At 39.8% G+C, this 24864-nt stretch carries 24 protein-coding genes and 1 pseudogene; 14 read left to right on the forward strand and 11 right to left on the reverse strand.

Annotation, left to right across the window (positions count from 1 at the left end):
* Positions 1-36 precede the first annotated feature (36 nt).
* From niaP to ACTJJH_RS16080, 3 genes are all read left to right on the forward strand, one after another.
* A complete protein-coding gene (gene niaP, locus ACTJJH_RS16070) occupies positions 37-1356 on the forward strand; it encodes a niacin transporter NiaP (protein ID WP_002121171.1) in 1320 nt (439 codons plus the stop codon).
* 151 nt (positions 1357-1507) lie between these two features.
* Positions 1508-3727: a DNA topoisomerase IV subunit A gene (gene parC, locus ACTJJH_RS16075; RefSeq protein WP_002121254.1), complete on the forward strand. Its 2220-nt coding sequence runs from the start codon at positions 1508-1510 to the stop codon at positions 3725-3727.
* Between the two features lie 297 nt (positions 3728-4024).
* Positions 4025-5704, forward strand: a complete 1680-nt coding sequence (locus ACTJJH_RS16080; RefSeq protein ID WP_002121274.1) for a long-chain-fatty-acid--CoA ligase — start codon at positions 4025-4027, stop codon at positions 5702-5704.
* Between the two features lie 40 nt (positions 5705-5744).
* On the opposite strand, the gene ACTJJH_RS16085 is transcribed toward ACTJJH_RS16080, so the two are convergent.
* Entirely contained in the window at positions 5745-6137 is a 393-nt protein-coding gene (locus ACTJJH_RS16085; protein ID WP_327742531.1) for a hypothetical protein, read from the reverse strand.
* Positions 6138-6233: 96 nt separating this feature from the next.
* Here ACTJJH_RS16085 and ACTJJH_RS16090 point away from each other — a divergent pair, with 96 nt between their 5' ends.
* Both ACTJJH_RS16090 and ppa read left to right on the forward strand, forming a co-directional pair.
* Entirely contained in the window at positions 6234-6632 is a 399-nt protein-coding gene (locus tag ACTJJH_RS16090; protein WP_057070643.1) for an MAPEG family protein, read from the forward strand.
* A 127-nt stretch (positions 6633-6759) separates the two neighbouring features.
* Entirely contained in the window at positions 6760-7284 is a 525-nt protein-coding gene (gene ppa, locus ACTJJH_RS16095; RefSeq protein WP_002121243.1) for an inorganic diphosphatase, read from the forward strand.
* Between the two features lie 106 nt (positions 7285-7390).
* On the opposite strand, the gene ACTJJH_RS16100 is transcribed toward ppa, so the two are convergent.
* A complete protein-coding gene (locus ACTJJH_RS16100) occupies positions 7391-8686 on the reverse strand; it encodes an OprD family outer membrane porin (protein ID WP_141316618.1) in 1296 nt (431 codons plus the stop codon).
* Between the two features lie 736 nt (positions 8687-9422).
* Here ACTJJH_RS16100 and ACTJJH_RS16105 point away from each other — a divergent pair.
* Positions 9423-9611, forward strand: coding sequence for a hypothetical protein (locus tag ACTJJH_RS16105; protein ID WP_440601445.1), 189 nt, complete (start codon positions 9423-9425; stop codon positions 9609-9611).
* Between the two features lie 38 nt (positions 9612-9649).
* The gene (locus ACTJJH_RS16110) at positions 9650-10462 is read left to right on the forward strand and encodes a TorF family putative porin (RefSeq protein WP_440601446.1); all 813 of its coding nucleotides are present in this window, start codon (positions 9650-9652) and stop codon (positions 10460-10462) included.
* Between the two features lie 41 nt (positions 10463-10503).
* Here ACTJJH_RS16110 and ACTJJH_RS16115 read toward each other — a convergent pair whose 3' ends face one another.
* The gene (locus tag ACTJJH_RS16115) at positions 10504-11382 is read right to left on the reverse strand and encodes a dihydrodipicolinate synthase family protein (RefSeq protein WP_440601447.1); all 879 of its coding nucleotides are present in this window, start codon (positions 11380-11382) and stop codon (positions 10504-10506) included.
* A 15-nt stretch (positions 11383-11397) separates the two neighbouring features.
* Entirely contained in the window at positions 11398-12174 is a 777-nt protein-coding gene (locus tag ACTJJH_RS16120; RefSeq protein ID WP_057075994.1) for an aldolase, read from the reverse strand.
* Between the two features lie 111 nt (positions 12175-12285).
* Here ACTJJH_RS16120 and pdxR point away from each other — a divergent pair, with 111 nt between their 5' ends.
* Positions 12286-13719 (forward strand): MocR-like pyridoxine biosynthesis transcription factor PdxR, encoded by a 1434-nt coding sequence (pdxR, locus tag ACTJJH_RS16125; protein WP_440601448.1) that lies wholly within the window; start codon positions 12286-12288, stop codon positions 13717-13719.
* A gap of 24 nt (positions 13720-13743) precedes the next feature.
* Here the strand turns inward: pdxR and ACTJJH_RS16130 are convergent.
* From ACTJJH_RS16130 to ACTJJH_RS16140, 3 genes and pseudogenes are all read right to left on the reverse strand, one after another.
* Positions 13744-14290: pseudogene (locus ACTJJH_RS16130) on the reverse strand (NADPH-dependent FMN reductase).
* Positions 14291-14393: 103 nt separating this feature from the next.
* The gene (locus ACTJJH_RS16135) at positions 14394-15881 is read right to left on the reverse strand and encodes a YifB family Mg chelatase-like AAA ATPase (protein ID WP_440601449.1); all 1488 of its coding nucleotides are present in this window, start codon (positions 15879-15881) and stop codon (positions 14394-14396) included.
* A 65-nt stretch (positions 15882-15946) separates the two neighbouring features.
* The gene (locus ACTJJH_RS16140) at positions 15947-16174 is read right to left on the reverse strand and encodes an accessory factor UbiK family protein (RefSeq protein WP_002121136.1); all 228 of its coding nucleotides are present in this window, start codon (positions 16172-16174) and stop codon (positions 15947-15949) included.
* 278 nt (positions 16175-16452) lie between these two features.
* Between ACTJJH_RS16140 and glnK the strand changes: the two genes are divergently transcribed.
* The 6 genes from glnK (at position 16453) to ACTJJH_RS16170 (ending at position 21919) form a co-directional block, all read left to right on the forward strand.
* Positions 16453-16791, forward strand: coding sequence for a P-II family nitrogen regulator (gene glnK / locus ACTJJH_RS16145; protein ID WP_000780326.1), 339 nt, complete (start codon positions 16453-16455; stop codon positions 16789-16791).
* A 57-nt stretch (positions 16792-16848) separates the two neighbouring features.
* A complete protein-coding gene (locus ACTJJH_RS16150) occupies positions 16849-18243 on the forward strand; it encodes an ammonium transporter (protein ID WP_005079483.1) in 1395 nt (464 codons plus the stop codon).
* A 124-nt stretch (positions 18244-18367) separates the two neighbouring features.
* Positions 18368-18826: a transcriptional regulator NrdR gene (gene nrdR, locus ACTJJH_RS16155; protein ID WP_000543541.1), complete on the forward strand. Its 459-nt coding sequence runs from the start codon at positions 18368-18370 to the stop codon at positions 18824-18826.
* A gap of 15 nt (positions 18827-18841) precedes the next feature.
* A complete protein-coding gene (gene ribD, locus ACTJJH_RS16160; RefSeq protein ID WP_440601450.1) occupies positions 18842-19927 on the forward strand; it encodes a bifunctional diaminohydroxyphosphoribosylaminopyrimidine deaminase/5-amino-6-(5-phosphoribosylamino)uracil reductase RibD in 1086 nt (361 codons plus the stop codon).
* On the forward strand, positions 19924-21216 hold the full coding sequence (locus tag ACTJJH_RS16165; RefSeq protein ID WP_327742533.1) for a DNA adenine methylase: 1293 nt from the start codon (positions 19924-19926) through the stop codon (positions 21214-21216). Before ribD ends, ACTJJH_RS16165 begins: the two co-directional genes overlap by 4 nt.
* Before the next feature lie 43 nt (positions 21217-21259).
* Positions 21260-21919 carry a riboflavin synthase gene (locus ACTJJH_RS16170; RefSeq protein ID WP_002121149.1) on the forward strand — a complete coding sequence of 220 codons (660 nt, stop codon included), beginning with the start codon at positions 21260-21262 and terminating at the stop codon, positions 21917-21919.
* 59 nt (positions 21920-21978) lie between these two features.
* Here ACTJJH_RS16170 and ACTJJH_RS16175 read toward each other — a convergent pair whose 3' ends face one another.
* From ACTJJH_RS16175 to ACTJJH_RS16190, 4 genes are all read right to left on the reverse strand, one after another.
* Complete coding sequence (locus ACTJJH_RS16175; protein ID WP_002121224.1) at positions 21979-22197, reverse strand: hypothetical protein; 219 nt, start codon at positions 22195-22197, stop codon at positions 21979-21981.
* 131 nt (positions 22198-22328) lie between these two features.
* Positions 22329-22967: a cell division protein BlhA gene (gene blhA, locus ACTJJH_RS16180; RefSeq protein WP_002121184.1), complete on the reverse strand. Its 639-nt coding sequence runs from the start codon at positions 22965-22967 to the stop codon at positions 22329-22331.
* 38 nt (positions 22968-23005) lie between these two features.
* Positions 23006-23413 carry a DNA polymerase III subunit chi gene (locus tag ACTJJH_RS16185; RefSeq protein WP_002121193.1) on the reverse strand — a complete coding sequence of 136 codons (408 nt, stop codon included), beginning with the start codon at positions 23411-23413 and terminating at the stop codon, positions 23006-23008.
* Positions 23406-24854, reverse strand: a complete 1449-nt coding sequence (locus tag ACTJJH_RS16190) for a leucyl aminopeptidase (RefSeq protein ID WP_005079478.1) — start codon at positions 24852-24854, stop codon at positions 23406-23408. The genes ACTJJH_RS16185 and ACTJJH_RS16190 overlap by 8 nt, the downstream gene beginning before the upstream one ends.
* Positions 24855-24864: the final 10 nt, after the last annotated feature.

The following is a 24864-nucleotide window of genomic DNA, read 5'->3' on the forward strand; positions in this document are numbered from 1 at the left end:
GTCTTGCTCACTTATTTTTCCAGTAGAGTTTTTCCTATGGATCTGGTTTCACGTATACAAAATCTTCCAATTGGCAAATTTCACTACACATTACTGTGGGTGGTTGGTTTAGGTTGGATGTTTGATGCGATGGACACAGGGATCATTGCCTTTATTATGACAACGCTTGTTAAAGACTGGGCATTAACACCAGCCGAAAGCGGTTGGATTGTGAGTATCGGTTTTGTAGGAATGGCTATTGGAGCTGTTTGCTCAGGAGCTTTAGCAGACCGCTTTGGCCGTAAGACAATATTTGCAGTTACCATGGCCATCTATAGTATTGCGACTGCCTTATGTGCTTTTGCTCCAGATTTGAAGTGGTTATTAATTTTCCGTTTTATTGTTGGTCTTGGGCTTGGTGGACAGTTACCCGTTGCAGTGACATTGGTGAGTGAATATATACCTGCCCATGTACGTGGTCGTTTTATCGTCCTACTCGAAAGTTTTTGGGGTTTGGGTTGGTTAGTTGCTGCACTCATTTCTTATTTTATTATTCCTAAATTTGGTTGGCACATTGCATTTCTTATGGGCGGCCTCCCACTAATTTATATTTTAGTGATTTGGAAAAAACTCCCTGAATCGATACCTTACCTGATTAATCGTGGACGTGTTGAAGAAGCACACGCATTAGTTCAAAAATTAGAAGCTCAAGCAGGCGTTCAAATTGTTCATCATATTGAAGTCGTGCCTGTAGCCATGCGACAAAAAGTCTCTTTTAAACAACTTTGGAGTGGTCAATTTGCTCGCCGTAGTTTAATGCTTTGGCTCATCTGGTTTGGAATTGTGTATTCCTACTACGGGATCTTTACGTGGCTGCCAAGTTTATTAGTGAAACAGGGCTATGATATTGTCAAATCATTTGAATATGTTTTGCTTATGATTTTGGCGCAGCTACCAGGCTACTTGGCAGCGGCATGGTTTGTAGAGCGATTGGGTAGAAAAATTACACTCGCTGCATTTATCGGGTTTTGTGCCTTGTCTGCATATTTCTTTGGACAAGCCGATAGTGTAAATAGCATTATGTTTTGGGGTTGTCTCATGTCCTTCTTTAATTTGGGTGCATGGGGAGTGTTATATACCTATACACCAGAGCAATATCCAGCCAACATTCGGGCTTTTGGTTCGGGCTGGGCATCGGCAATGGGCCGTTTAGGTGGAATTTTGGCGCCGATAGTTGTCACTCATATGATGGTTTCCAAAAATGGGTTTAGCCATGTTTTTATGATGTTTACTATTGTTTTACTTTTGGTTGCAGCTGTAATTTTAATATTAGGTGAAGAAACCCAAGGTAAAAGACTAGAGTCGATAGGTCTCTAGTTTGCCTAACTTTATAGCAAGTAACTAAAAATATAGAGAGATGAGACATAATTTGACGCTCAGGTGACAGAGTCCCTCTTGTGTCTGTAACATAGCCCACTTAGCATAAGACTCACTTAAAATAACGACTGATTTGGAAGATAAGCTGACTATGACCAGCCTTGCGCATCAAGCGACAGAAAACCGCTCTGTAGCCGAATTTACTGAACAGGCTTACCTGAATTATGCCATGTACGTCATTATGGACCGTGCATTGCCACATATCAGTGATGGCTTAAAACCTGTACAGCGCCGTATTGTCTACGCCATGAGCGAGTTGGGCTTAAAAAGCAGTGGTAAGCCAAAAAAATCGGCCCGTACTGTAGGTGACGTACTAGGTAAATATCATCCGCATGGTGATTCGGCATGTTATGAAGCCATGGTGTTGATGGCTCAGCCATTTAGTTATCGTTATCCTTTAATTGAAGGTCAAGGGAACTGGGGTTCACCAGATGACCCTAAATCGTTTGCTGCGATGCGTTATACCGAGGCAAAACTTTCTGCCTACAGCGAGTTATTACTAAGTGAGTTAGGACAAGGCACGAGTGAATGGCAAGATAACTTTGATGGTTCATTAAAAGAACCGATTACTTTGCCAGCACGAGTTCCTAATATTCTGCTGAATGGTACAACTGGTATTGCGGTTGGTATGGCGACTGATATTCCGCCACATAATTTGCGTGAAGTGATTAAAGGAACAATTGCCTTAATTCGTAATCCGCAAACATCAGACGAGAAATTGGCTGAGTATATTCCAGCGCCAGATTTACCAACCAAAGCTGAAATTATTACTCAGCCAGAAGAATTACTCAAAATCCAGACGACTGGACGTGGTAGTTACCGTATGCGAGCGGTTTATACCATCGAAAAAAATGAAATCGTGATTACCGAATTGCCGTATCAAGTATCGGGTTCTAAGGTGATCACTCAAATTGCCGACCAAATGCAGGCTAAGAAGCTACCATTAGTGGTGGATGTGCGTGACGAGTCGGATCATGAAAACCCAACACGACTCGTGATTGTACTGCGTTCTAACCGTATTGATGCTGAAGCGGTGATGAGCCACTTATTTGCGACTACCGATTTAGAATCAAGCTATCGTGTTAATTTAAACATGATTGGTGAGGATGGTCGCCCTCAGGTTAAGTCGATTCGACGTATCTTACTTGAGTGGATTGAGATCCGTAAAAAAACGGTAACTCGCCGCTTAGAATATCATTTAAACCGAATTGAAAAGCGCCTGCATATTTTGGAAGGTCTTTTAATTGCTTATCTTGATATTGATACAGTTATTCGTATTATTCGTGAAGAAGACCAACCTAAACCTGTATTGATGGATCATTTCAAAATTGATGAGATACAGGCAGAAGCAATTTTAGAACTCAAGTTACGTCATTTAGCAAAACTTGAGGAGATGGAAATCCGTCAAGAACAGGATGAGCTCTCAGCAAAAGCAGCGATTATTCGTGAACAATTAGAAAACCCAGAATCTTTAAAAAACCTGATTATTGGCGAATTAAAAGAAGATGCGAAAAAGTTTGGCGACGAACGCCGTTCTCCAATTGTTGCACGTGCTGAAGCTGTTCAAATTAGAGAACAAGATTTAATGCCGGCTGAAGCAGTAACGGTAGTTTTATCTGAGGCGGGATGGATTCGTGCTGCAAAAGGTGCGGATGTTGATGCAGAGAATTTAAACTATCGTGCTGGTGACCAATATTTAAGTCATGCGGTGGGTAAAACCAATCAACGAATTTATTTCCTTGATGAGACAGGGCGTAGTTATGCCTTGCCTATTAGCAGTTTGCCATCAGCAAGAGGTTTAGGCGAGCCATTAAGTTCGAAGCTTGCTCCTGCAAGTGGAGTCGCGTTTATTCAGGTCTATTTAGATGATGAAGAGTCAGAACTTATTGCTGCTAGCTCATCAGGTTATGGTTTTAAAACTCAAGTCAAACAGTTAGATACTAATGCTAAGGCAGGAAAAAGCTTCTTGTCGGTACCTGAAAAGTCAAAAGCGCTACCGTTAATATCTGCCCAAAACATGACACATTTGGCTGTACTCAGCTCAGCAGGTCGACTCTTGATTATTGATTTATCAGAACTGCCAAATTTAAATAAGGGTAAAGGTAATAAGTTGATACAACTTGAAGCGAAAGAGCAGATTTTATCCATGACAACCCTGAACTTAGATGAAATAATTCAGGTGGTTGCAGGTCAACAACATCTAAAATTAAAAGGTGATGATCTACAAAAATACATGGGTAAACGAGCTTCAAAAGGTCACCTCTTACCACGTGGATATCAAAAAGCAAATAAACTGTTGATTCAGAGATAAAGCTAGCGTCGGGCAACATAAATACGCTATATATGGCAATAAGTTCAAGCAATGAACTGAACTTATTGGTATTGGATAACGATTAAAAGGACAGCAATTTGGAGTACGCAATTTGTACTCCATGCAAAAAATTTGACAGGGTCAAATTGTCAAAACTTCTGTCTCATAATCTTGTTCGAAAGTGTCATGAATGTGCCAATAAGTTTTAAATATGTTCTGGCACCAAGAAGCTAAAGAATAGCTGGGGCATTGAATAACAGTTATTACTAAGGATTACGAATCGGAGATAATGGCATTATGGAAAAGATTTGGTTTGCAGAATACCAAAAAACAGGGATTCCAGAAACAGTAGCATTGCCTGCGGAAAATACCTCTCTTGTTGATATTTTTGAGAGTAATTTCCAAAAATTTGGTTCTCGTGATGCCTTTATCTTTATGGATAAAGCGATGTCATTTAACGAGTTGGAACTTGCAAGCCGTAAGTTCGCGACCTATTTGCAAAATTTGGGGTTGGCAAAGGGAACTCGTGTGGCAGTGATGATGCCAAACGTATTGCAATATCCTGTAGTTGCATTAGCTGTGTTACGTGCAGGCTTAGTATTAGTGAATGTAAACCCACTTTATACTGCGCGTGAGCTTGAGCATCAATTAAATGACTCGGGTTCAGAAGTACTCGTGATTATCGAAAACTTTGCCAGTGTTTACCAAAGCATTTTAGGCAAAACTCCTGTGAAGCATGTTGTGGTTGCGACAGTAGGAGATATGCTTGGTACGCTTAAAGGTACATTAGTAAATTTTGTATTACGTAAAGTACGTAAGCAAATTCCTGCTTGGAATATTCCAGGGTACGTTAAATTTAATACAGCATTAAATAAAGTAAGTCCGAGTAATTATAAACGTCCAAATTTAACTTTAAGTGATACTGCCGTGCTTCAATATACGGGTGGTACTACAGGTGTTTCAAAAGGTGCGGAATTAACACATCTTAATTTGGTTGCCAACCTTTTACAGTGTGATGGTATCTTCCAAAGTAAATTTGGTGCAAATGATGGTGCTAAAGGCGACCGTATTGTTTGTGCATTACCGCTTTATCATATTTTTGCGTTCATGGTTTGCGCGATGTACGGTATGTATAAAGGTCAGGCAAATATCTTGATTCCGAACCCACGTGATTTACCAGCGGTAATTAATGAATTACGTAAATATCAGCCATCATTCTTCCCAGCAGTAAATACATTATTTAATGCTTTAGTAAACAATGAAGAATTTAAACAACTTGACCATAGCAATCTAAAAATGGCGATGGGTGGTGGTATGGCAGTTCTACCTTCTACAGCAGAAGCATGGAAGAAGATTACTGGTACAACCATTATTGAAGGTTATGGTTTGTCTGAGACTTCTCCGGTAGCGACTGCAAACCCTCCTGCATCTACTGAATTTAGCGGCACAATTGGTATTCCATTACCTTTAACAGAAGTTGCTATTTTAGATGATGATGGTAAAGAAGTTGCCTTAGGTGAGCAAGGTGAAATCTCTATTCGTGGTCCTCAAGTCATGAAAGGCTATTGGAAGCGTCCTGATGAGACTGCGAAAGTCATGACTGCAGACGGTTTTTTCCGTACTGGTGATATCGGCGTTATGGATAGCCGTGGATATACTAAAATTGTAGACCGTAAAAAAGATATGATTTTGGTTTCTGGCTTTAACGTTTATCCAAGCGAAATCGAAGAAGTTATTGCTAAACATCCAAAAGTATTGGAAGTTGCCGCAATTGGTGTTCCTGATGAAAAATCAGGTGAAGTGCCAAAACTCTTTATCGTGAAAAAAGATCAAAGCTTAACGACTGAAGAAATTTTGAACTTTGCTAAAGAAAACTTAACAGGTTATAAACGCCCTCGTTATGTTGAGTTTATGGATGAATTACCTAAATCAAACGTAGGCAAAATCTTACGTAAAGACTTACGTAAGCCAGCCTAAAAAGTTAATAAAAAAGCGCCTTAGGGCGCTTTTTTTGTTTTTACATTTTGTTGTGGCTCTTCATAAACCAGCGATCTATGTAAGGACGACCAATTCCTACCATCCCAACAAAAACTAGCATTGTGCCCAATTGCAAACGCAAATGAGTTAAATCGAGCTGACGATAACTTAAATAATTATCTGCTAGGCAATATAGGGTAATCACAATTAACCAATGCCATAAAGGAAGTCGTTTAATACCGACTGCAATAAAAGTAATTGTTAAAATAACAAAGGTGCCCAATGTCGATTGCCAATTTAGATTTGCACAAATTACACTCAATAAAAAAGCGACAATAGGAAGTACGATTTTTAATATACGGTCTACCTGAAGTTGATTTTGTTTTTGCTTCTCTAAGACGTCAAACAATTCTTTTTGATCAGGTTGTTGCATACATGGCCCTATTAATCAGTGATGACATAAAATTTCAGGTAAAAACGCAATGTTATGATAGCATGATCAACAGTATTTTCAGTGATGGATGGCACTATGCAGGGCATCAGCGGCATTATCTATATTATTTTAGTGGCATGTTTGCTGCCATACGCATTTACCGTAATTGCAAAATTTACAGGTGGTTTTCAGCCCGTCGATAATCAAAACCCGAGAGCTTTTTTGGCCAAAACAACAGGCCTTGCTGCTCGCGCTAATGCCGTACAACAAAATAGCTTTGAAAGCCTACCTTTATTCTTAACTGCTATTTTAATGGCTGAATATATGGTTGTTCCGGAATATTTTATTCTGAGATTAGGTTGGGCGTATATTATTTTAAGAATTATTTATGGCATCTGCTATTTAAGTAACTGGGCAACTTTACGCTCGATTGTTTGGTTCTTATCGATATTGTGTCCAATCTTTTTACTTGTGGTCACGATTAAACTGACTTGAGTGTCATTCTGTCATCATTCATATCAACTTTCGCGTGTGCCCATTGTATAATCGGCATCATTTTGATGATATCCACGCTATAATCGAGTGGATTTTACATCTGACTTCATAACGAAAGAGTATTGATATGAGTTACAGCAATATCCCAGCAGGTAAAGATGCGCCAAATGACATCTATGTCATCATTGAAATTCCTGCAAATGCAGCACCAATTAAATATGAAATCGATAAAGATTCTGATGCATTGTTTGTAGACCGTTTCATGGGTACAGCAATGTTCTATCCAGCGAACTATGGCTATGTTCCAAATACTTTGTCTGAAGATGGCGACCCATTAGACGTACTTGTTGTAACTCCACATCCTGTTGCTGCTGGTTCAGTCATTCGTTGCCGTCCAGTTGGTAAACTAAACATGGAAGATGACGGTGGTATTGATGCGAAATTAATCGCTGTTCCACACGAAAAATTATCCCCACTTTACAAAGACGTGAAGGAATATACAGATCTTCCTCCGTTATTGATTAGCCAAGTTGAGCATTTCTTCAGTCACTATAAAGATTTAGAACCAGGTAAGTGGGTAAAAATCAGTGGTTGGGAAGGTGCTGATGTTGCTAAAGCAGAAGTATTAAAAGCAATTGAAGCTGCTAAATAAGCTTTAATTGATAAGCTTAGAATGTCTGAATTGATATTTTGAGCTTAATAAAAAACCTACATCTGTTGCCAGACGTAGGTTTTTTTATGCTTGATAGATTTGTGAATTAGAATAATTTCACAGGAATATCAAGGAAAATACGCCATTCGTTCGTATCACCGATGTAAGCATTGGTTTGATAAGCATCGCTTGCACGGTAGTATGAGTTACGAATACGAAGGCTTGCATCTTTAGCAAAACCACTTTGAACTGTATATTTCACTTGGTTAAAGAACTCACGTTCCTCAGCATCATCAGTTAAGCCTTTAACTTTGATGTCCCAACCATATACAAATGCAGTTGTCCAGTTCAGACCAGGTAATACACCTAATTTACCAAAGTCAAGACTGTACTGAATTTGAGCAGATTTTTCATCGTTACCGATGAAATCAGACAGGTAAGAGTTCGGTAAATAGATACTTTGACCGCCGTCAGCATTTTCACCATAGTCATAACCGACATTACCACTGTTTTGTTGGTAAGCAACCATGATGTTATGTGGACCAGTATTATAGGCTGTAGATATTGCCCAAATATTGTTTTTACGGTTAGATAGGTCATCAGTAGTTTGTGAATAAGTAGAAGCACCTTCATCAAACTTAGTATGATAACCACTGAAATCGTAAGTTAATGAGCTGTCATTAGCCAATGGTTGTTTATAGTTTACATTAACGTAGTGACGTTCAAGTTTATCTTTACTATCTAAACCATAGTAAGATGCATTTAAATTATCATCAAACTTGTATTTAGCACCCCAAACAATTGCACGGTCAAGACGACGACCATCTGTGTTCACTTGGTCCGAATATTGGTTCTTAGTGAATTTACCAGCAATTACTTCTAAATCTTTAATTTCATGGCTCGTTAATAACGTACCAGTAAAGTATTCAGGTACTAAACGAGCTGTGTTACTTGCAAGAACAGGTAGGTCGAGTACCTGAGTACCGTAACGTACTGTTGTGTTCGAGAAACGTGCTTTTACGTTACCGCCACCACGAGCCCAGTGATCATAAGCATCACCAGAGTTTTCTTTACCGTTCAATGTTTCGCGTGGAATCATGTTATTACCAGCGTTATTATTTTCGCCGATCTTAAATGAACCGTCACCAACAACGCCTACACCGAAGCCAACAATACCAGGGGTAAAGCCAGAATCAATATTTACGATTGCTGTTTGAGCAAATGAACTGGTGTCATCTACGCCATTTTTTTTGTCACGGCTGATGTAACCTGTACGGAAGAGAATAGAACCGTTCGCATCTTCAACAAATCCTTTTGCCTCACTTTGCTCGCTTGCCTGAGCTGAGGAAATTATTGCCGCAGAAATGAGAACTGCTAATGTAAGTTTTTGTGCTTTTAGCATATTTAAAGAACCTCATAAAAACGATAAATCCTGTGCCTTGTTATAGTTCAAAGCCTAGGATTTCCATCAATTGTATAAGTAATCTATAAAAAAGATATATTTTTGTTCATTTTATTTTATATATGCTATGCAGGATTTGATTAATGTGGTAGGGGTTGTTTAATAAATTTATAATTAGTCTTTTATACTTAATCTATTGTTTAAAATAAAAAAAGTAATCTAATTTTTAGTGGATTTTTACCATTTATTTTGTATTTAAAGTTCAAAAAATAGTTGATTCTTGTGTTTATTTTTTACTCTTTTTTGTTGGATATGTTTACTTTTTAATCTTATTTTAAGTTTCTTTTTTCATCACTTTTATTTTTATACCCTTTAAATTGTTACTATATAACGTTATTTTAAAAATGGAATGTACAAAAATAGATCACTACAGGCGGATAACAAAATATATTTAGGTTGATCAAATTTAGTGCAATAAATTGCTTGTATTTTGTGCACTACTCTTTTTATCCATATTATTGCTTAAAAAAGACCCAAAATAGTACATCTACTTTAAACAAGTAATAAATAAACAAATCCAATGAGTAGAAATGCGCAATCACAGATCATTACAAGCACTGTCCTTCAGAAATTTACATACTTTTTATATCTCGCCTCTAAGATTAAATAGAAAATTTATGTGCAACAAATGAATACTTCACGCCTTGCTCATTAATTTCCGATAAGGGGTTTTCGTATGTTTAGTATTTTTTGTCGCATAAGAATTTTATTTTATTACTATGTTTTTTATAGATATATTTTTATAAAAATTACAGAGAAATTTTATAATAAAGTGAGTTTGATCTCAAAATTAATGCAGAGCACTGATAGCAAATTTGTACTTGGCACAGCAATTGCTAAAGCTCAAGTAACACAATTTGTTTAATTCCTATAAATCGTGCGTTCATTGTGGGGGAGATCAAAATGATGAAATTTGCACTTAAGGCAGTAACTCTTGGTATCTTTGCAGCAGGGTCAACTATGGCTATGGCTGAAGATGCTCCATCTTTTTATGGAATCACGGCAACAGGTAGTGTGGCAGCGACCACAGACTACCGTTTCCGTGGTGTTACCCAGTCGTCAAATAACCCAGCTATTCAAGGTGGGTTCACTTTTTCTCATAAGTCAGGTGCTTATGTTGCGCTTTGGGGGTCAAGCGTAGACTTTAATACACCTGGCGTTTCAACTGAAACCGATATCTCTTTAGGTTATACCAATAAAATTAAATTATCCGATACGCTTGCACCAACTTATGATGTGGGTGTAATTCATTATGGCTATATTGGTTCTGACTCAAAATTTACTAATCCATACAATGGTGATACTGGTTTCGACTTCACCGAATTTTACGGAAAATTAACGTTTGCAGACTCTTTATTTAAAGGCGATGCACTCAGTGTAGGCGTGAACTATTCTAATGATTACTGGGGTCACTCTGATGAGTTCTGGTATTTCAACGTCGGTTATTCAGCACCAATTGCAGACACAGGATTTACTGGACTTGCTTCAGTTGGTTATAACAAGCTTAAAAACAAAGACTCTTTACTTGTAGTTGCAGGTGGACCAGGAGAAGACGATAGCTATATCGATTATAAAGTCGGCGTAAACTATAACATTTTAGGTATTGTCGCTGAGCTAGATGTTGTTGGTACAGACATTAGTACTTCTGGCATGACTGATGCCCAGAAAAAACCTTATGACACAGGCTTAGTATTTAGTTTAACTAAAACATTCTAAGTTTGAGTTTAAAAAAAGCGGGTAAGTAACCCGCTTTTTTATTAGTTTTCTATTTCAGAAAGTAGCTGTTTTAACTGGTTAAGCTCAATATCCGTAGCTTTAGATAATGGCTTGCGTGGTAAGCCCGCAGAGACACCTTTTAGTTGTAAACCAGCTTTAATCGTTTTAGGTAAGCCACCATTTACAATAAAGCGTAGTAGAGGAAGTTGCTGATAAAATGAATTCTGGGCTTGTTCTAACTCACCATTTTTTACATGTTCAATAAGCTGTTGAGGTCGTTGACCTAATAGGTTTGGTGCTGCTGTACACCAGCCGCTTGCTCCAGCACATAAAGCTTCTAAAGCTAGAGGGTTACACCCGTTATAAAATGGGAGTTCTCCTTTTGATAGCTCATAAATCTTATGCATGCGCTGAATATCACCGCTACTTTCTTTCACCATCGTAATATTTGCAATGCTATTAAACATACGCACAATTAACTCTGGAGACATATCAACACCGCTAGTCGCGGGGTTGTTATAAATCATAATTGGTAGTGTGGTTTCTTGGGCAATTGACTGATAATATTCAAAAATCTCTTGGTCTGTTAGCTTCCAATAAGATATAGGAATCACCATGAGTGCATCTGCACCGTAGCTTTGCGCGATTTGGGCTTTTTTAATGGCTTGATCAGTCGTGAGTTCTGAAATTCCAATAATGACAGGCACGCGTTTATTAATACTTTCAATTGAAGTTTTAGTGACTAAGCACCATTCATCCCATTCAAGATAAGCGCTTTCACCTGTACTGCCTAAAGGTGCAATCGCGTCGCAGCCATTTCCAATAAGCAAATCCAGCATTTGTTTCAAAATAGGAAGATTAATGGTGTTGTCATCAGAAAATGGGGTAACAGGGTAGCCAATAATGCCGTTTAGTTTCATGGTGGAAGTCTCTTTTTAAATACAGTCAGAATGTTTTTTCAAAGCTTTACGTGCGTAGTAGGCAAAGTTCACTTTGTTGCGTTTATCGGTAGACACCCAATCATGAGCTTCTGTTGCTAAAGCATGGGGGATGGGCTGGATTTGTCCGGCAGACATGGCTAGCAGTTGCAGTTGAGCTGCTCGTTCAATTAAAAGAGCCAAGTTGCAGGCTTCTTCAATGGTTTTTCCTGTAACCAGTTGGCCATGATGAGACAACAAAACAGCACGGTTTTTACCAAGCGCAGAAGAAATCAAAATACCTTCTTCGTTGCCTACAGGAACACCCGGCCAATGACCTACAAATGAGCAGTCTTCGTAAAGTGCACAAACGTCCATTTGGGAAATCATAAGTGGAACCTGTAGCATCGATAGGGCTGCTACATGGGTAGGATGAGTATGGATAATGCAGTTCACTTCTGGATGTTCTTTATAAATCCATGTGTGAAAACGATTGGCTGGGTTTGCCATTCCTTCTTGATTGATAGGTTCTAAATCTTGATTCACCTCAAGTAAATTTGAGGCAGTAATTTCATCAAAACCTAAACCAAAACGTTGGGTAATAAAGGACTCTTTATTTTCACTACGGCAGGTAATTTGGCCTGCTAAACCAGCATCATGGCCATGGTCAAATAAAATACGGCAAGTGAGTGCAAGCTTTTGACGATCAGTTAAATCTGAGTCGCTAATCCACTTTTGCATGTCTTGCTGTGCGTGTTGCATCAGGTCTTGTTTGTTTACAGAAGCAGTCTTCATCTCTTCTCCAGTCCAGTTGACCAAATTAAGTAGGTGAAGGCAGAATAGAAAATAGCTGGATGAATCAATACATCCAGTTTTTATAAGTTATATGGTCCAGATGGGGCGAATATGCTAAGACCTTGGCAAGTACATTTTCGTATCGATGAAAGAGAAGAAAAAACGGTATTTCTAAAACTGACTAACTTGATTAGTCAGGAAATTTTATGTGGCCGTTTAGTGCAGGGTACGATGCTGCCGGGGTCTCGTAGCTTGTCAAAAGAACTAGGAATTAATCGAAAAACCGTACAAGCAGTCTATGAAGAATTAGAAGCACAAGGATGGCTTGTGACCCGTCCACGAAAAGGCACATTTGTGGCGGATGTTTTGCCGGAAAAACAGCTTCAAATAGAGCCAGTATCTGAGCGAAAAGTTAATGATAAACCAATCACTCAAGAAGTGATTCAACACCCACATAACGATGGTGTGCCAGATCCAAGGCTTATTCCCTACGAACTATTTTCGCGGGCATACCGGCATGCACTGATTAAAATTACGCAAAGCCAGTACATGGGATATGGTGACCCACGAGGGATGGTTGAGCTAAGACAGGCTTTACAACAAATGCTATCGATGGAACGTTTTATGAATATTGCCGAAGATGAGATTTGTATTGTACGTGGTAGCCAGATGGGAATTTTTCTTGCCTCTCGAGCATTACCCAATCGGCAGGGCGTTATCGTTGTTGAAGAATTATATTATCCATCTGCTTTTAAAGCATTTCAATCAAATGGCTTTCAAGTGGTTTCTGTCAAATTAGATGAACAAGGTATCGTCATTGACGACCTAGAACGGATTTTACAAGAGCACTCAGTTGCTGCCATTTATACAACTCCGCATCACCAATATCCTACAACTGTCACCATGACCATGTCTCGCCGTCTTCAACTCTTAGAGCTTTCAAAAAAATGGGGGGTTTATATTATTGAAGACGACTATGACCACGAATTCCATTATGACAGCCGGCCTATGCCACCCTTAGCAAGTTTGCCTCATTCTGAATTGGTCATTCATGTGGGCTCATTATCAAAGGTCTTTGCACCCGGTATTCGCTTGGGATACGTCGTGGCATCGTCAATAATCATTCAATCGATTACAGAAGATATTCTATTGATTGATCGGCAAGGCAATAACATTACGGAACTTGCTTTAGCAGATTTAATGCAGCGAGGGGAAATCAAGCGGCATATCCGTAAAATGAAAAAAATATATCAACTACGCCGTGACCATGCCTTAGTTGAGTTCAATCGAATTTTTGCAGAGAGTGTTCAGATACAGCCACCCGCAGGTGGAATGGCTTTGTGGGTGAAATTCCAGAAACCATTTACTCAAGATCAGCTTATAAAATTAAAAGAACTTAACATTGATACAGAGCATAAGTTTAAACAGAGGAAGCCTTCTAACCATTGTGTTCGTTTTGGCTTTGCTGCTTTATCAGAGAAGGAAATCACTGCTTTAATCGAGAAGCTAAATGAGATTCCTAATAAAAGAACAGTGAACTCATAATCCGCTGTTTTATTTTAAGAAAGTTCACTCTAATTCATTTCTACATTTTTGAATCTCTGAGACAAATTTAAGCAGAAAGGGGGTAATTTGTGACTTATATTTTTCGGTTTGTAGCATCTCGCTAATTTTTTCAGGAGATTTGCCGATGAGAGAAATCCTTAAAAATAAATCTTCAAAGAAATTGCTACTAACAGTCGACAATACTCTTCTTAAAGAAACTAGCATGTCGTCGCCGCGGCTAGATGCATGAACCAGGACAATAGGTATATCTATAATTTCGGTACGGGAAACCATCCAATCAATTGCATTCTTGAGACCACCTGGAATACAACGGATATATTCTGGACTTGAGATGATAATGCCATCTGCATCAGAAACAGATTTGATGAAATCTTCCACTACAGTAGGCGTTTTTTCTCCTTCATTATCTGGAGAAAAGACAGGCAGATTATTAATATGATCAAAAAACTGTCAATTCAATGTCGGACGGTGCTATATCCTTCATTGTTCTTAATAGAGCAGTATTTGTAGATTCTTTTCTTGCACTACCTGAGATAGCCAAAATTTTCATAGCATCCTCTTTACTTCTATTAATACATAGGGAGTAATAAATTCTCTTATTAATAACTTCTATAAATATTAAAAAAGCGGACTCATAATCCGCTGTTTTTATTTTAAGAATGATTGCCTCGATAAGAGAGCGCTTCTGTAAGATGAGGACTTTGGATCATCTCACTTTGCGCCAAATCGGCAATGGTACGAGCAACCCGTAAAACACGATGATAAGCACGAGCCGACAGATTCAAACGTTGTTGAGCCATTTCAATCATTCGTTGAGAAGTACTATCAAGTACAGCATATTGCTCAAGTTGTTTCGGTGAAAGTGCTTGATTTAAACAATCTTGTCTTTGCATTTGTTGTTTATAAGCATAAATCACACGCTGTCTTACAGCCGTAGAGTCTTCAGCAGGCGTTGGATCTTGCAGTTCTTGAGCTTTTAAAGGCGGTACATCAATATGTAAATCGATACGGTCAAGTAATGGTCCCGATATACGGTTTTGATAGCGCTTGATACTCTCTGGCGAACATTGGCAACGGCTGTCTTGATTAAACGCATAACCACATGGACAAGGGTTCATTGCTGCAATGAGCTGAAAGTTTGCAGGATAAGTAATTTGCCGAGCTGCACGTGAAATAATGATTTCTTTTGACTCAAGCGGCTGACGTAAGACCTCTAGAACTTTTCTGTCAAACTCGGGGAGTTCATCTAAAAACAAAACCCCTAAATGAGATAAGGTAATTTCACCCGGTTTAGGATGTGAACCGCCCCCAACTAGTGCAATCGCTGATGCTGTATGGTGGGGCGCGCGAAATGGACGCTGACCAAAGGTATGCGGTGTATTTGAAATAGAATAAATACTCGCGACTTCAAGCGTTTCTTGATTAGAAAGGGGTGGCAAAATTGAAGGAAGACGTGAAGCGAGTAAAGTCTTACCTGTACCTGGTGGTCCTTTAAAGAGCAGCGAGTGCCCGCCTGCGGCGGCAATTTCTAGTGCGCGACGTGGACGTAGCTGACCTTTTACATCTGCCAGATCAAATTTATAAGGCATTTGGTTTGAGGTCGTTGCAGGTTCAATCGAAGATAGTAATTTTATGCCCAAGAAATGATCACAAACTTCTTTTAAATGGCTCACTGGATAACATTCAAGATTCGGTAAATGGCTAATATCCTGACTGTTATCGAGAGGTAAAAGCATTTTATGCTTGGCCTGTTGACACGCCATTGCCAAAGTTAAAGTGCCTGACACTGGCCTTACATGACCATCTAAAGCTAATTCACCAATTAATTCAAAATCTTCGGCACAGTTTTCTGGGAGCTGGCCAGATGCAATTAAAATACCTATAGCAATAGGTAAATCTAGACGTGATCCATCTTTGGGCAAATCTGCTGGTGCAAGATTAATGGTCAGCCGTTTTGTTGGAAATTGAAATCCACTATTAATAATGGCTGAGCGAACTCGGTCTTTACTTTCTCTTACCGCCGCCTCTGCTAGGCCGACAATAGTAAGAGAAGGTAAGCCTTGACTCACATGTACCTCGACCTCAATCAAAGGTGCATGTAAACCTAAAAGTCCCCGTGTATAAATTTTAGAAAAAGACATCTTATTGTTCCATTATGGTGCTTCATTTTTAATCGTTGTAAAGTATAAATGCGCTACGTTGGTGCTTATTTTTTATTCTTTAAAGTTTCTTCTAACAAACTTACTTGTTTTTGTAGCTCTTCTAAACGTTGATTGGCTGATTGAAGTGCAGTCTTTTGACGGTCGATCTCTTGTTTGGAAACAAGATCCAACTTTTCGACCGCTTCATTTAATAATGCACGTAAATTTTTTTCCAAATCTTTTTTAGGCTCATCAATTTGTTCCAGAATGGCCTGTAGCAAAGTTTCTAGCATGAAATATCCAAAGTGTTGTATTACCTTATGCTTTACAGTTTAACACTGCTTAAGCGCTGGATATAGGTTTCAATTTTTTTAGTGCAAATAGATCATTAAATCAGCATACAACACTACTGAAAATTCATTTTATTTTTGATAGCTCATCTACATCTTGCTCACTAAATAGGTTATAAAGAAAGTTCATGCAAAAGATTCATTTCCCTCAACCTTTGAAATATTGGCATGAAAATTGAACATAAAACCTTACTGGTGAAAAGAAGCCGAAGGAAACAAACATGAAGCTTGTAACTGCAATTGTAAAACCGTTTAAATTGGATGACGTGCGTGAAGCACTCTCTGACATTGGTGTACAAGGGATTACCGTAACTGAAGTTAAAGGTTTTGGTCGTCAAAAAGGGCATACTGAACTCTACCGTGGCGCGGAGTATGTGGTTGATTTCTTACCTAAAGTAAAAATCGAGATTGCGATTAGTGATGAAATGGTCGACGCAGTAATTGAATCAATTACACGTGTCGCAAGCACTGGAAAAATCGGCGATGGTAAGATTTTTGTGACTAACCTGGAACAAGTAATCCGTATCCGTACGGGTGAAACTGGACCGGATGCTGTCTAAATTGGCACAAAGCTTGCTGAGTAGAAAATAACTCGCAAATGAGGTTGGGGGACACGAATGAAAAAAATGCTTATGGCGCTCAGTCTATCAGGCGCTCTTTTGGGTGGTACTGCCGTTTGGGCAGAAGAAGCTGTAACAACGCCAACATCGGAAGTTGCGGCTGCATCAACATCTCCAGCTACTGCAACTACTGCAGAAGCACCAGTTGCTGAAACTCCAGCAGCTCCAGCACCGACACCTACGCTTGATACGGGTGATACCTCTTGGATTTTAGTTTCAACCGCATTGGTTCTATTAATGACCATTCCGGGATTGGCATTATTCTACGGCGGTATGGTACGTAAAAAAAATGTACTCAGTACGATGATGTTCAGCCTTTCAGCTGCAATCTTGGTAAGTTTGCTGTGGGTGATTGCTGGTTACTCAATCGCGTTCTCTGGCACAGGTGCATTTTTTGGTGATTTGTCTAAAGCAATGCTAAACGGGGTAGCGTTTGATGCATTAAGTGGGACAATTCCTGAAAGTCTCTTTGTTATTTTCCAAATGACTTTTGCCATTATTACAGTTGCGATCCTTAGCGGTTCTATTGCAGACCGTATGAAGTATTCAGCTTTTATGGTGTTTATTGCAGTTTGGGTGCTCGTTGTTTACGCACCAATTACCCACTGGGTGTGGGCTGCAGATGGCTGGTTATTTAAAGCAGGCGCATTAGATTTTGCTGGTGGTACAGTTGTACATATCAACTCAGGTGTTGCAGGTCTAGTTGCTGCTTACATGCTTGGAAAACGTATTGGCCTTGGCCGCGAATCTATGGCTCCGCATAACCTGACTTTAACTGTAGTGGGTGCAAGCTTACTTTGGGTGGGTTGGTTCGGCTTTAACGGTGGTAGTGCTCTAGGCGCTGGTGCTCGCGCAAGTATGGCAATTTTAGTGACTCAAGTTGCTGCTGCCGCTGCTGCATTCTCTTGGTTAGTTGTTGAACGTATGATTCGTGGCAAAGCATCTGTATTAGGCGGTGCTTCTGGTGCGGTAGCTGGTTTAGTTGTGATTACACCAGCAGCAGGTTTTGTTGGGGTAGGCGGTGCTTTAGTGATGGGCCTTATTGGTGGCGTAGTGTGCTTCTGGGGTATTACAGCACTTAAACGCTTACTTAAAGCCGATGATGCTTTGGATGCGTTTGGTTTGCATGCGGTAGGTGGTATTGTCGGTGCGATTTTAACTGGCGTATTCTACAGTGACGAAATTATTAAAGCAGCGAACGTTGCATTAGCTCCAACATTCGCTGGCCAATTATGGGTACAAGTTGAAGGCGTATTAGCAACCATGGTTTACAGCGGTATCGCGACTTTCGTTATTCTTAAAGTGATTGATCTTGTGATTGGTATTCGTGTTAATGCTGATGATGAACGCATGGGTCTGGATTTAAGCCAACATGGCGAACGTATCGAATAATTCTTAATATCTTCCAATCAAAAAAACAGTCTTCGGACTGTTTTTTTGTCTTGAAGAATGCTGGTTCTGTAAGTGTAGAAATTTTGCTACACTAGGTCAAAGTAATCGACCCTATAAATCCGCTATGCATTGTCCATTTTGCAACGCCGCAGATAGTAAAGTCATCGATTCACGTTTAGCCGCCGAAGGCTGTCAGATTCGTCGACGTCGTGAGTGTGTAAGTTGCGGTGAACGTTTTACCACTTTTGAAAGCTATGAAGTGGTAATGCCCCGTGTGATCAAATCGAATGGAAAAAATGAACCTTTCGATGAGGCCAAATTGCGTCGTTCGTTAATGCATGCTTTGCAAAAACGTCCGGTCACACAAGAGCAGATCGAAACAGTTTTAAGTGATATTCAGTTGCAGATTCGCCGTTTAGGTGAGCGTGATGTGAAATCTAGAACAATTGGCGAAATCGTCATGCAATCTTTATTTGCACTTGATCATGTTGCTTACGTCCGATTTGCTTCTGTCTATCAAGATTTTCAGGATGTTGAAGCGTTTCGCCGTCAAATAGAGCAAATGCAGCAACGTGAACACTAATCATTTGAGATTTTTATGTTTGAGTTGAAACAAGATCAGTATTGGATGCAGCAAGCCATTGAACTTGCCAAACGAGGACTATATTCGACCAAGCCTAATCCAAATGTTGGTTGTGTGATTGTCAAAGATGATCAGTTAGTTGGCCAAGGTTTTCATCCTAAAGCGGGTCAGCCACACGCAGAGGTTTTTGCCTTACGCGAAGCGGGTGAACATGCACAAGGTGCAACAGCTTATGTCACGCTTGAACCATGTGCACATTATGGCAGAACCCCTCCTTGTGCCGAAGCATTGGTAAAAGCCCAAGTTAAAAAAGTAGTGGTTGCTTGTCCTGATCCAAATCCATTGGTGGCGGGTAAGGGTGTTCAGATTTTGGAAAATGCTGGAATTGAAGTAGAAGTTGGCATTTGCGAAGATTTAGCATCAAAACTTAATCAAGGTTTTTTAAAGGCAATGTCTACAGGCATGCCTTATGTACGTTTAAAGGTAGCCTCAAGTTTAGATGGGCGTACTGCAATGGCATCAGGTGAGTCGAAGTGGATTACTGGTTCGGCTGCACGCCAAGATGTGCAACATTGGCGTGCCATTTCTGGAGCAGTGATTACAGGTATTGAAACTGTGATTGCAGATGATTGTCAGCTTAATGTGCGTTCACTCAATAATTTTGATATCGAGACAGTTGCTCAGCCAAAACGTGTTGTTTTAGATCGCCAAGGACGTTTACCACTTAACGCTAAGATCTTAGAGAATCCTGAAACTGTGATGGTGATGGGACCGTACCGTCAAGAACTTGCTGATTTAGGCGTGATACAATTAGAAATTCAGCCTTTAAAAATGCTGTTACAGACCCTATCTAAGCAACATCAAATTTATGATGTGTTGGTTGAAGCTGGCGCAACATTGTCTACTGCCTTTTTGCAAGAAGGTTTGGTGGATGAATTGATCAGTTATATTGCCCCGACCTTATTGGGGAAAAGTGCAAGGGCCATGTTCAATGCAGAGTTTGAATATATGGCAGAGCAACTTCGTTTTACACTTCTTGATGTGACACAAATTGATCAAGATATACGCTTAAGGTTAATCCCTACGCAAGAGAAAGTATGAATTCAGAGCCTTCGGTTTATCACAAACGTCGTCATGCAGCCCGTACGACAGACGAATATCTTTTCCATCAGCTTGTGCCGTACTTGGGTAACAAGCGCCGATTGCTCCATCTAATTTTAGAAGCCCTTGAAATTACAGGGACACTGAATAGCAAGAAAAAGAATCCACCGATTTTTGCCGATTTCTTTGCCGGTAGTGGCGTTGTATCTCGTTTAGCACGTCAAAATGGTTACCGTGTGATTGCGAATGACTGGGAACCTTATAGTCATGCTTTAAATCATGCGATTTTAGCCTGTGTAGATGCGCCTGCTTTTAAAGAACTGGGCGGTTATCAAAAGGCAATCGATTATTTAAATCGCTTACCTGAAGTTAAAGGTTGGGTAACGCATAACCTTTGTCCACGTAACGATGATGTATATGATCCAACTCGTGACCGTTTATTTTTTAAACGTCGTAACGGTATGCGTATCGATGCAATTCGTCAGCAGATTGCAACATGGCAAGCACAAGGTGCAATTAATGATGTAGAGATGAGTGCTTTACTTGCGCCATTGCTCTATTCAGCCAGTTTTGTCAGTAATACGAGTGGCGTATTTAAAAGTTTCCACCAAGGGTGGGGCGGACGTACTCAAACTGCTTTAGAACGAATTGAATCATTACTTTGGTTAACACCAAGCCGTTTTTGTGAGATTGGTGATCGCAAACGACCTGCTGCTGAAATGTGGTGTGTAGATTCACAACATCTAGCAAATCAAATGAGTGGTTTTGAGGTTGATGTTGCCTATCTCGATCCACCATATAACCAGCACGCATATAGTAGTAATTACCACGTTTTAAATGCATTAACTTTATGGGATCAGGTGGATTTACCTTCACCAGATACCAAAGGTTATAAGAGTGGTATTGATAGAGCATGGCGTAAAGAACGTCCAAGTCCATATAACTCTTCTAAACATGCAAAAGATGCATATGAGAAATTACTTTCAACGATCAATGCACGCTATATTCTGACCAGTTATTCAACTGATGGTAATATTGAGCCGAAAGATTTACTTCTGGCCAATCTGGAACGAGGCAAAGTGACCTTGTTAACACAAGATGTTCCGCGTTATCGAGTGAGTAAACAACGACAGTCTGAACGTGCACGCGTGCTTGAGTTTATTGTGATTACGGATACTCATGCTAAGTCAGGACCACCATTACGTCAGTTATTAGGCCAGCTTTATCACTTCGCCGAGCTAGGTGGTGTAGATACCTCAGGCAATAGTACACAGCTCGCACTTTGGTAAGCGCTGCAATTTAAGCAGTGTAAAAAGATTTGGAGATTGAGCCATGTTTACAGGCATTATTGAAAGTTTAGGTAAAGTTGAAAGCCTGCAAAGTGTAGGTGGTGATGTGCGTCTACGTATTCAGACTGATCTGGATATGTCTGATGTACATTTGGGTGATTCGATTGCAACCAATGGTATTTGTCTTACAGTGATTGAATGGGGCGATAACTGGTACGCGGCAGATGTTTCTCGTGAAAGTTTAAATCGAACAACATTGGGTAACTGGAAAGTTGGGCAACGTGTCAATGTTGAAAAGGCAATGTTACCGACAACGCGCTTTGGCGGGCACATTGTAAGTGGTCACGTTGATGGCGTAGGTGAAATTACCGTAGTGCGTGAAGATGCTCGTTCAATCTATTATGAAGTTACAGCACCGACAGAACTTGCTAAATATTTGGCGGAAAAAGGTTCTGTAACCGTTGACGGAATTAGCTTAACGATTAACCACTTGCGTGGAAATATTTTAAGCTTGAATTTGATTCCGCATACTGCAGAACGTACCAATATTGGAACGTGGCAAGTAGGCAGTAAGGTCAACCTTGAAGTCGACGTGTTGGCGCGTTATATCGAGCGTTTATTGCTAGGTGATAAAGCAGCTGAGCAAAAAACTGAGTCAAATATTAGTATGGCTTTTTTAGCTGAAAATGGTTTTTTAAAATAAAAGCCAGATCATCAAAATAAAAAAACCGGACATATGTTCCGGTTTTTTTATTTTAAAAATTAATGCTTGGTGAGAGTAACCGAATGTGTACCAACCCATGGTTTAGTATGCTGAGTACGTGTAATTGAAAACTCACCTTTTTCCGACGCTCGTGTCAGCAAGATTGAAAGCGAATTAAAGTCATTATGACTCATATAAAGTTCTTGTGCTGAAAATGTCCATTGCTCACCCTGATTAAGCTGCTCAAGTTGCTTTGAAATCTGATGCGGAATGTCCATTTCTTACCCTCATTAATTCTCTTAAAATCACTACGTTCTATTCTCATAATCAATTGATCTACAAGAATAATATTTATGTCTATTTTGTGACATATAGGTGTCAGTTTTATGACAGAAGAAGTTTTAAAACTTTACTTCTCTATTTTTTCATCAGAAAACTTAGAGTTCTTTAAAATGTATTCAATTTCTTCTTGAGCTGCCGAATGTAGTTTGGCTCGGAAAGCTGTTACAGACTCTTCAATTAAGTTTTCAGCTTCAAGTTCTAAACGAATGCGTAAACTTTCAAGCTCAGATAAGATTTGATCATCGGTGATACTGAGTTTTACGCCAGCAGAGTAATTGACGGCTGGGGTTTCAGGATTTTTCTGATAACGTGCAGTTTGTTCTGCAACTTCTTGTTCTAAATGACTACGTAATGTCTGTAATGTTTCAGTCTGTTCATTAAACTTGCGAATTTCGTCTGCTTGCAACTCCGCAGCATAAGCAGCTTCTGATGCACGTTTATCAGCAAGTGCTTTTTCTAAAGCGAGTTGACGACGGATACGTGCTTGCTCAATAAGCTCTGCCTTAAGGTCCGCGTAAGCTTGTTCAATTTTTTGCTGTGATTCTAACTGCGCTTTTTCATCATTTAAAACCCAAAGCTGAATAGGGGTTTGTGGTTCTAATAGGTCGCAAATACGTGCCAGATCCTGTTGATAGGCATGACGGACAGCTTCAGGCGCATTTAACCATCTTTTTTTAAAATCTTGCCCGACATTTAATGCCACCATGCTTCTCCTTTGTTCAACAGTATTTACATTTTAGCGCGTTATAATTTAAAGGTCCGCGGTTCTATACCCAAACGGCGATACATTTTAAATTTTTCTCGGCCAATTTGCTTGGCTGTTTCATTATTTTCAACAATTTCTATAATGTGGCTAAAATGATCAACTTGTTCAAGTGCATGATTGTTAAAATTAAATACTAACAAGCCTTGTTCAAGCGGTTGTTTAGCCGAAATACATACAGCAGCTTCAGCTTGGTCAATGCCATGCGCAATGAAACTTGCAGGGTCGAAATCCCATAATCTTTCATCAAGAGTTTGTTGTAGCTGCACATCTGGGCAATACCACCAGATTTTAGGATGCTTCTGTAAAATCTTTCGGCATAAACGGCAAGCACTATCGACTTGCCGTTCTTCACTGGTTTCAAACAGATAAAAACTAACTTTAGCCATTCGTATTTACACGATTCGCTAAAAATTGCATGAGTAATGGTACTGGGCGACCTGTTGCACCTTTAGCTGGACCAGATAACCATGCTGTTCCTGCTACATCTAAATGAGCCCAACGGTACTCACGTGTAAAGCGCTCAAGGAAGCATGCTGCCGTAATTGCACCGCCGTATGGACCGCCGATGTTCGCAATGTCAGCAAATGGTGAATCAAGTAATTCTTGATAATCCTCAATCACTGGCATACGCCATACACGGTCAAATGATTGCTCACCCGCTTGTTGAAGTTCAGCTGCTAAAGCATCATCTGGTGAGAACAAACCACTCAGTACTTTACCTAAAGCGACTACACATGCACCAGTTAATGTTGCGATATCAACCACGACTGCTGGATTGAAACGTTTGATATAGGTCAATGTGTCGCACAGTACCAAACGACCTTCCGCATCGGTATTTAAAATTTCAACAGTTTGTCCGCTCATGGTTGTCACAATATCGCCTGGGCGAGTTGCTTTACCTGAAGGCATGTTTTCCGCAGCTGCAATTGCTCCAACGACATGAATAGGAAGTCTTGCCTCGCATAGCGCGCGAATAGTACCTAGTACAGAGGCTGCACCGCACATATCGAACTTCATTTCATCCATGCCTAGGCCTGGTTTTAAAGAAATACCGCCTGTATCAAAAGTAACGCCTTTACCAACAAGCACAACAGGCGCTTGATCGATTCCAGCTTGGTATTCGAGTGTTACGATACGACCCGGACGTTCAGATCCTTTGCTGACTGCAAGAAAAGCATACATACCTAAATCAGCCATTTGCTGTTCATTTAAGACAGTTACTTTGAGTAAGTCAGGGAATTCTGCAGCTAAAGCTAATGCTTGTTCTGCCAAATATTCAGGGAAGCAAATGTTGCCTGGACGGTTGCCAAGGTCACGTGCATACGACTGACCAGACTGTACGGCATGCACTAAAGCCAGTTGTTTTTCATCGAGGCTCGTCGTTGAACTAATTAAATCAACCTGTTGTAACACAAATTCATTTTTTTTCGATTTAAACTCATCATAACCATAAGCTGCTTGAGTTAAGCTTAAAGCGAATAAATAATGGTATTCGACAGGTAACGCAGCAATATCAATCGCGATATGCTTAAATTTATTTTGTGTCGATTTGATAATGGTTTGGGCAAGTTTAGCGAGCTTAACCGCCTGAAGTTCGGCTGTTTTTCCTAGTCCAAGTAATTGGCTATGAGGTTGATTTGAAATCTGACCGAATAAAGGCAGAGTTTCATTGAAGTTGCCTTTGAATTGGGTGGCAGTAAGAACGCTTTCTAGGTTATTGATTTGATATGTGTTGATGTTGCTTTGTAGCTGTTCTGAATCAACTAAAACCCACAAAGATTCATTAGATGTCTGTTCGGGAAAAGTTGTATAAGTTGTAAATTTCATGGCTGCCGTG

The sequence above is a fragment of the Acinetobacter sp. 22301 genome (assembly GCF_052045285.1).
Classification (GTDB): Bacteria; Pseudomonadota; Gammaproteobacteria; order Pseudomonadales; family Moraxellaceae; genus Acinetobacter; species Acinetobacter pittii.

Excerpts from the sequence above, each read along its gene's own strand:
- ACTJJH_RS16185 (WP_002121193.1), bottom strand. The coding sequence starts at position 23,413 with ATGGCTAAAGTTAGTTTTTATCTGTTTGAAACCAGTGAAGAACGGCAA.
- ACTJJH_RS16175 (WP_002121224.1), bottom strand. The coding sequence starts at position 22,197 with ATGGACATTCCGCATCAGATTTCAAAGCAACTTGAGCAGCTTAATCAG.
- blhA (WP_002121184.1), bottom strand. The coding sequence starts at position 22,967 with ATGGTGGCATTAAATGTCGGGCAAGATTTTAAAAAAAGATGGTTAAAT.
- ACTJJH_RS16100 (WP_141316618.1), bottom strand. The coding sequence starts at position 8,686 with ATGCTAAAAGCACAAAAACTTACATTAGCAGTTCTCATTTCTGCGGCA.
- ACTJJH_RS16150 (WP_005079483.1), top strand. The coding sequence starts at position 16,849 with ATGAAAAAAATGCTTATGGCGCTCAGTCTATCAGGCGCTCTTTTGGGT.
- ACTJJH_RS16110 (WP_440601446.1), top strand. The coding sequence starts at position 9,650 with ATGATGAAATTTGCACTTAAGGCAGTAACTCTTGGTATCTTTGCAGCA.
- ACTJJH_RS16115 (WP_440601447.1), bottom strand. The coding sequence starts at position 11,382 with ATGAAACTAAACGGCATTATTGGCTACCCTGTTACCCCATTTTCTGAT.
- glnK (WP_000780326.1), top strand. The coding sequence starts at position 16,453 with ATGAAGCTTGTAACTGCAATTGTAAAACCGTTTAAATTGGATGACGTG.
- ACTJJH_RS16080 (WP_002121274.1), top strand. The coding sequence starts at position 4,025 with ATGGAAAAGATTTGGTTTGCAGAATACCAAAAAACAGGGATTCCAGAA.
- ACTJJH_RS16135 (WP_440601449.1), bottom strand. The coding sequence starts at position 15,881 with ATGTCTTTTTCTAAAATTTATACACGGGGACTTTTAGGTTTACATGCA.
- ACTJJH_RS16140 (WP_002121136.1), bottom strand. The coding sequence starts at position 16,174 with ATGCTAGAAACTTTGCTACAGGCCATTCTGGAACAAATTGATGAGCCT.
- nrdR (WP_000543541.1), top strand. The coding sequence starts at position 18,368 with ATGCATTGTCCATTTTGCAACGCCGCAGATAGTAAAGTCATCGATTCA.
- ACTJJH_RS16165 (WP_327742533.1), top strand. The coding sequence starts at position 19,924 with ATGAATTCAGAGCCTTCGGTTTATCACAAACGTCGTCATGCAGCCCGT.
- ACTJJH_RS16085 (WP_327742531.1), bottom strand. The coding sequence starts at position 6,137 with ATGCAACAACCTGATCAAAAAGAATTGTTTGACGTCTTAGAGAAGCAA.
- ACTJJH_RS16170 (WP_002121149.1), top strand. The coding sequence starts at position 21,260 with ATGTTTACAGGCATTATTGAAAGTTTAGGTAAAGTTGAAAGCCTGCAA.
- pdxR (WP_440601448.1), top strand. The coding sequence starts at position 12,286 with ATGCTAAGACCTTGGCAAGTACATTTTCGTATCGATGAAAGAGAAGAA.
- ACTJJH_RS16120 (WP_057075994.1), bottom strand. The coding sequence starts at position 12,174 with ATGAAGACTGCTTCTGTAAACAAACAAGACCTGATGCAACACGCACAG.
- parC (WP_002121254.1), top strand. The coding sequence starts at position 1,508 with ATGACCAGCCTTGCGCATCAAGCGACAGAAAACCGCTCTGTAGCCGAA.
- ACTJJH_RS16090 (WP_057070643.1), top strand. The coding sequence starts at position 6,234 with ATGCAGGGCATCAGCGGCATTATCTATATTATTTTAGTGGCATGTTTG.
- ppa (WP_002121243.1), top strand. The coding sequence starts at position 6,760 with ATGAGTTACAGCAATATCCCAGCAGGTAAAGATGCGCCAAATGACATC.
- ACTJJH_RS16190 (WP_005079478.1), bottom strand. The coding sequence starts at position 24,854 with ATGAAATTTACAACTTATACAACTTTTCCCGAACAGACATCTAATGAA.
- niaP (WP_002121171.1), top strand. The coding sequence starts at position 37 with ATGGATCTGGTTTCACGTATACAAAATCTTCCAATTGGCAAATTTCAC.
- ribD (WP_440601450.1), top strand. The coding sequence starts at position 18,842 with ATGTTTGAGTTGAAACAAGATCAGTATTGGATGCAGCAAGCCATTGAA.
- ACTJJH_RS16105 (WP_440601445.1), top strand. The coding sequence starts at position 9,423 with ATGTTTAGTATTTTTTGTCGCATAAGAATTTTATTTTATTACTATGTT.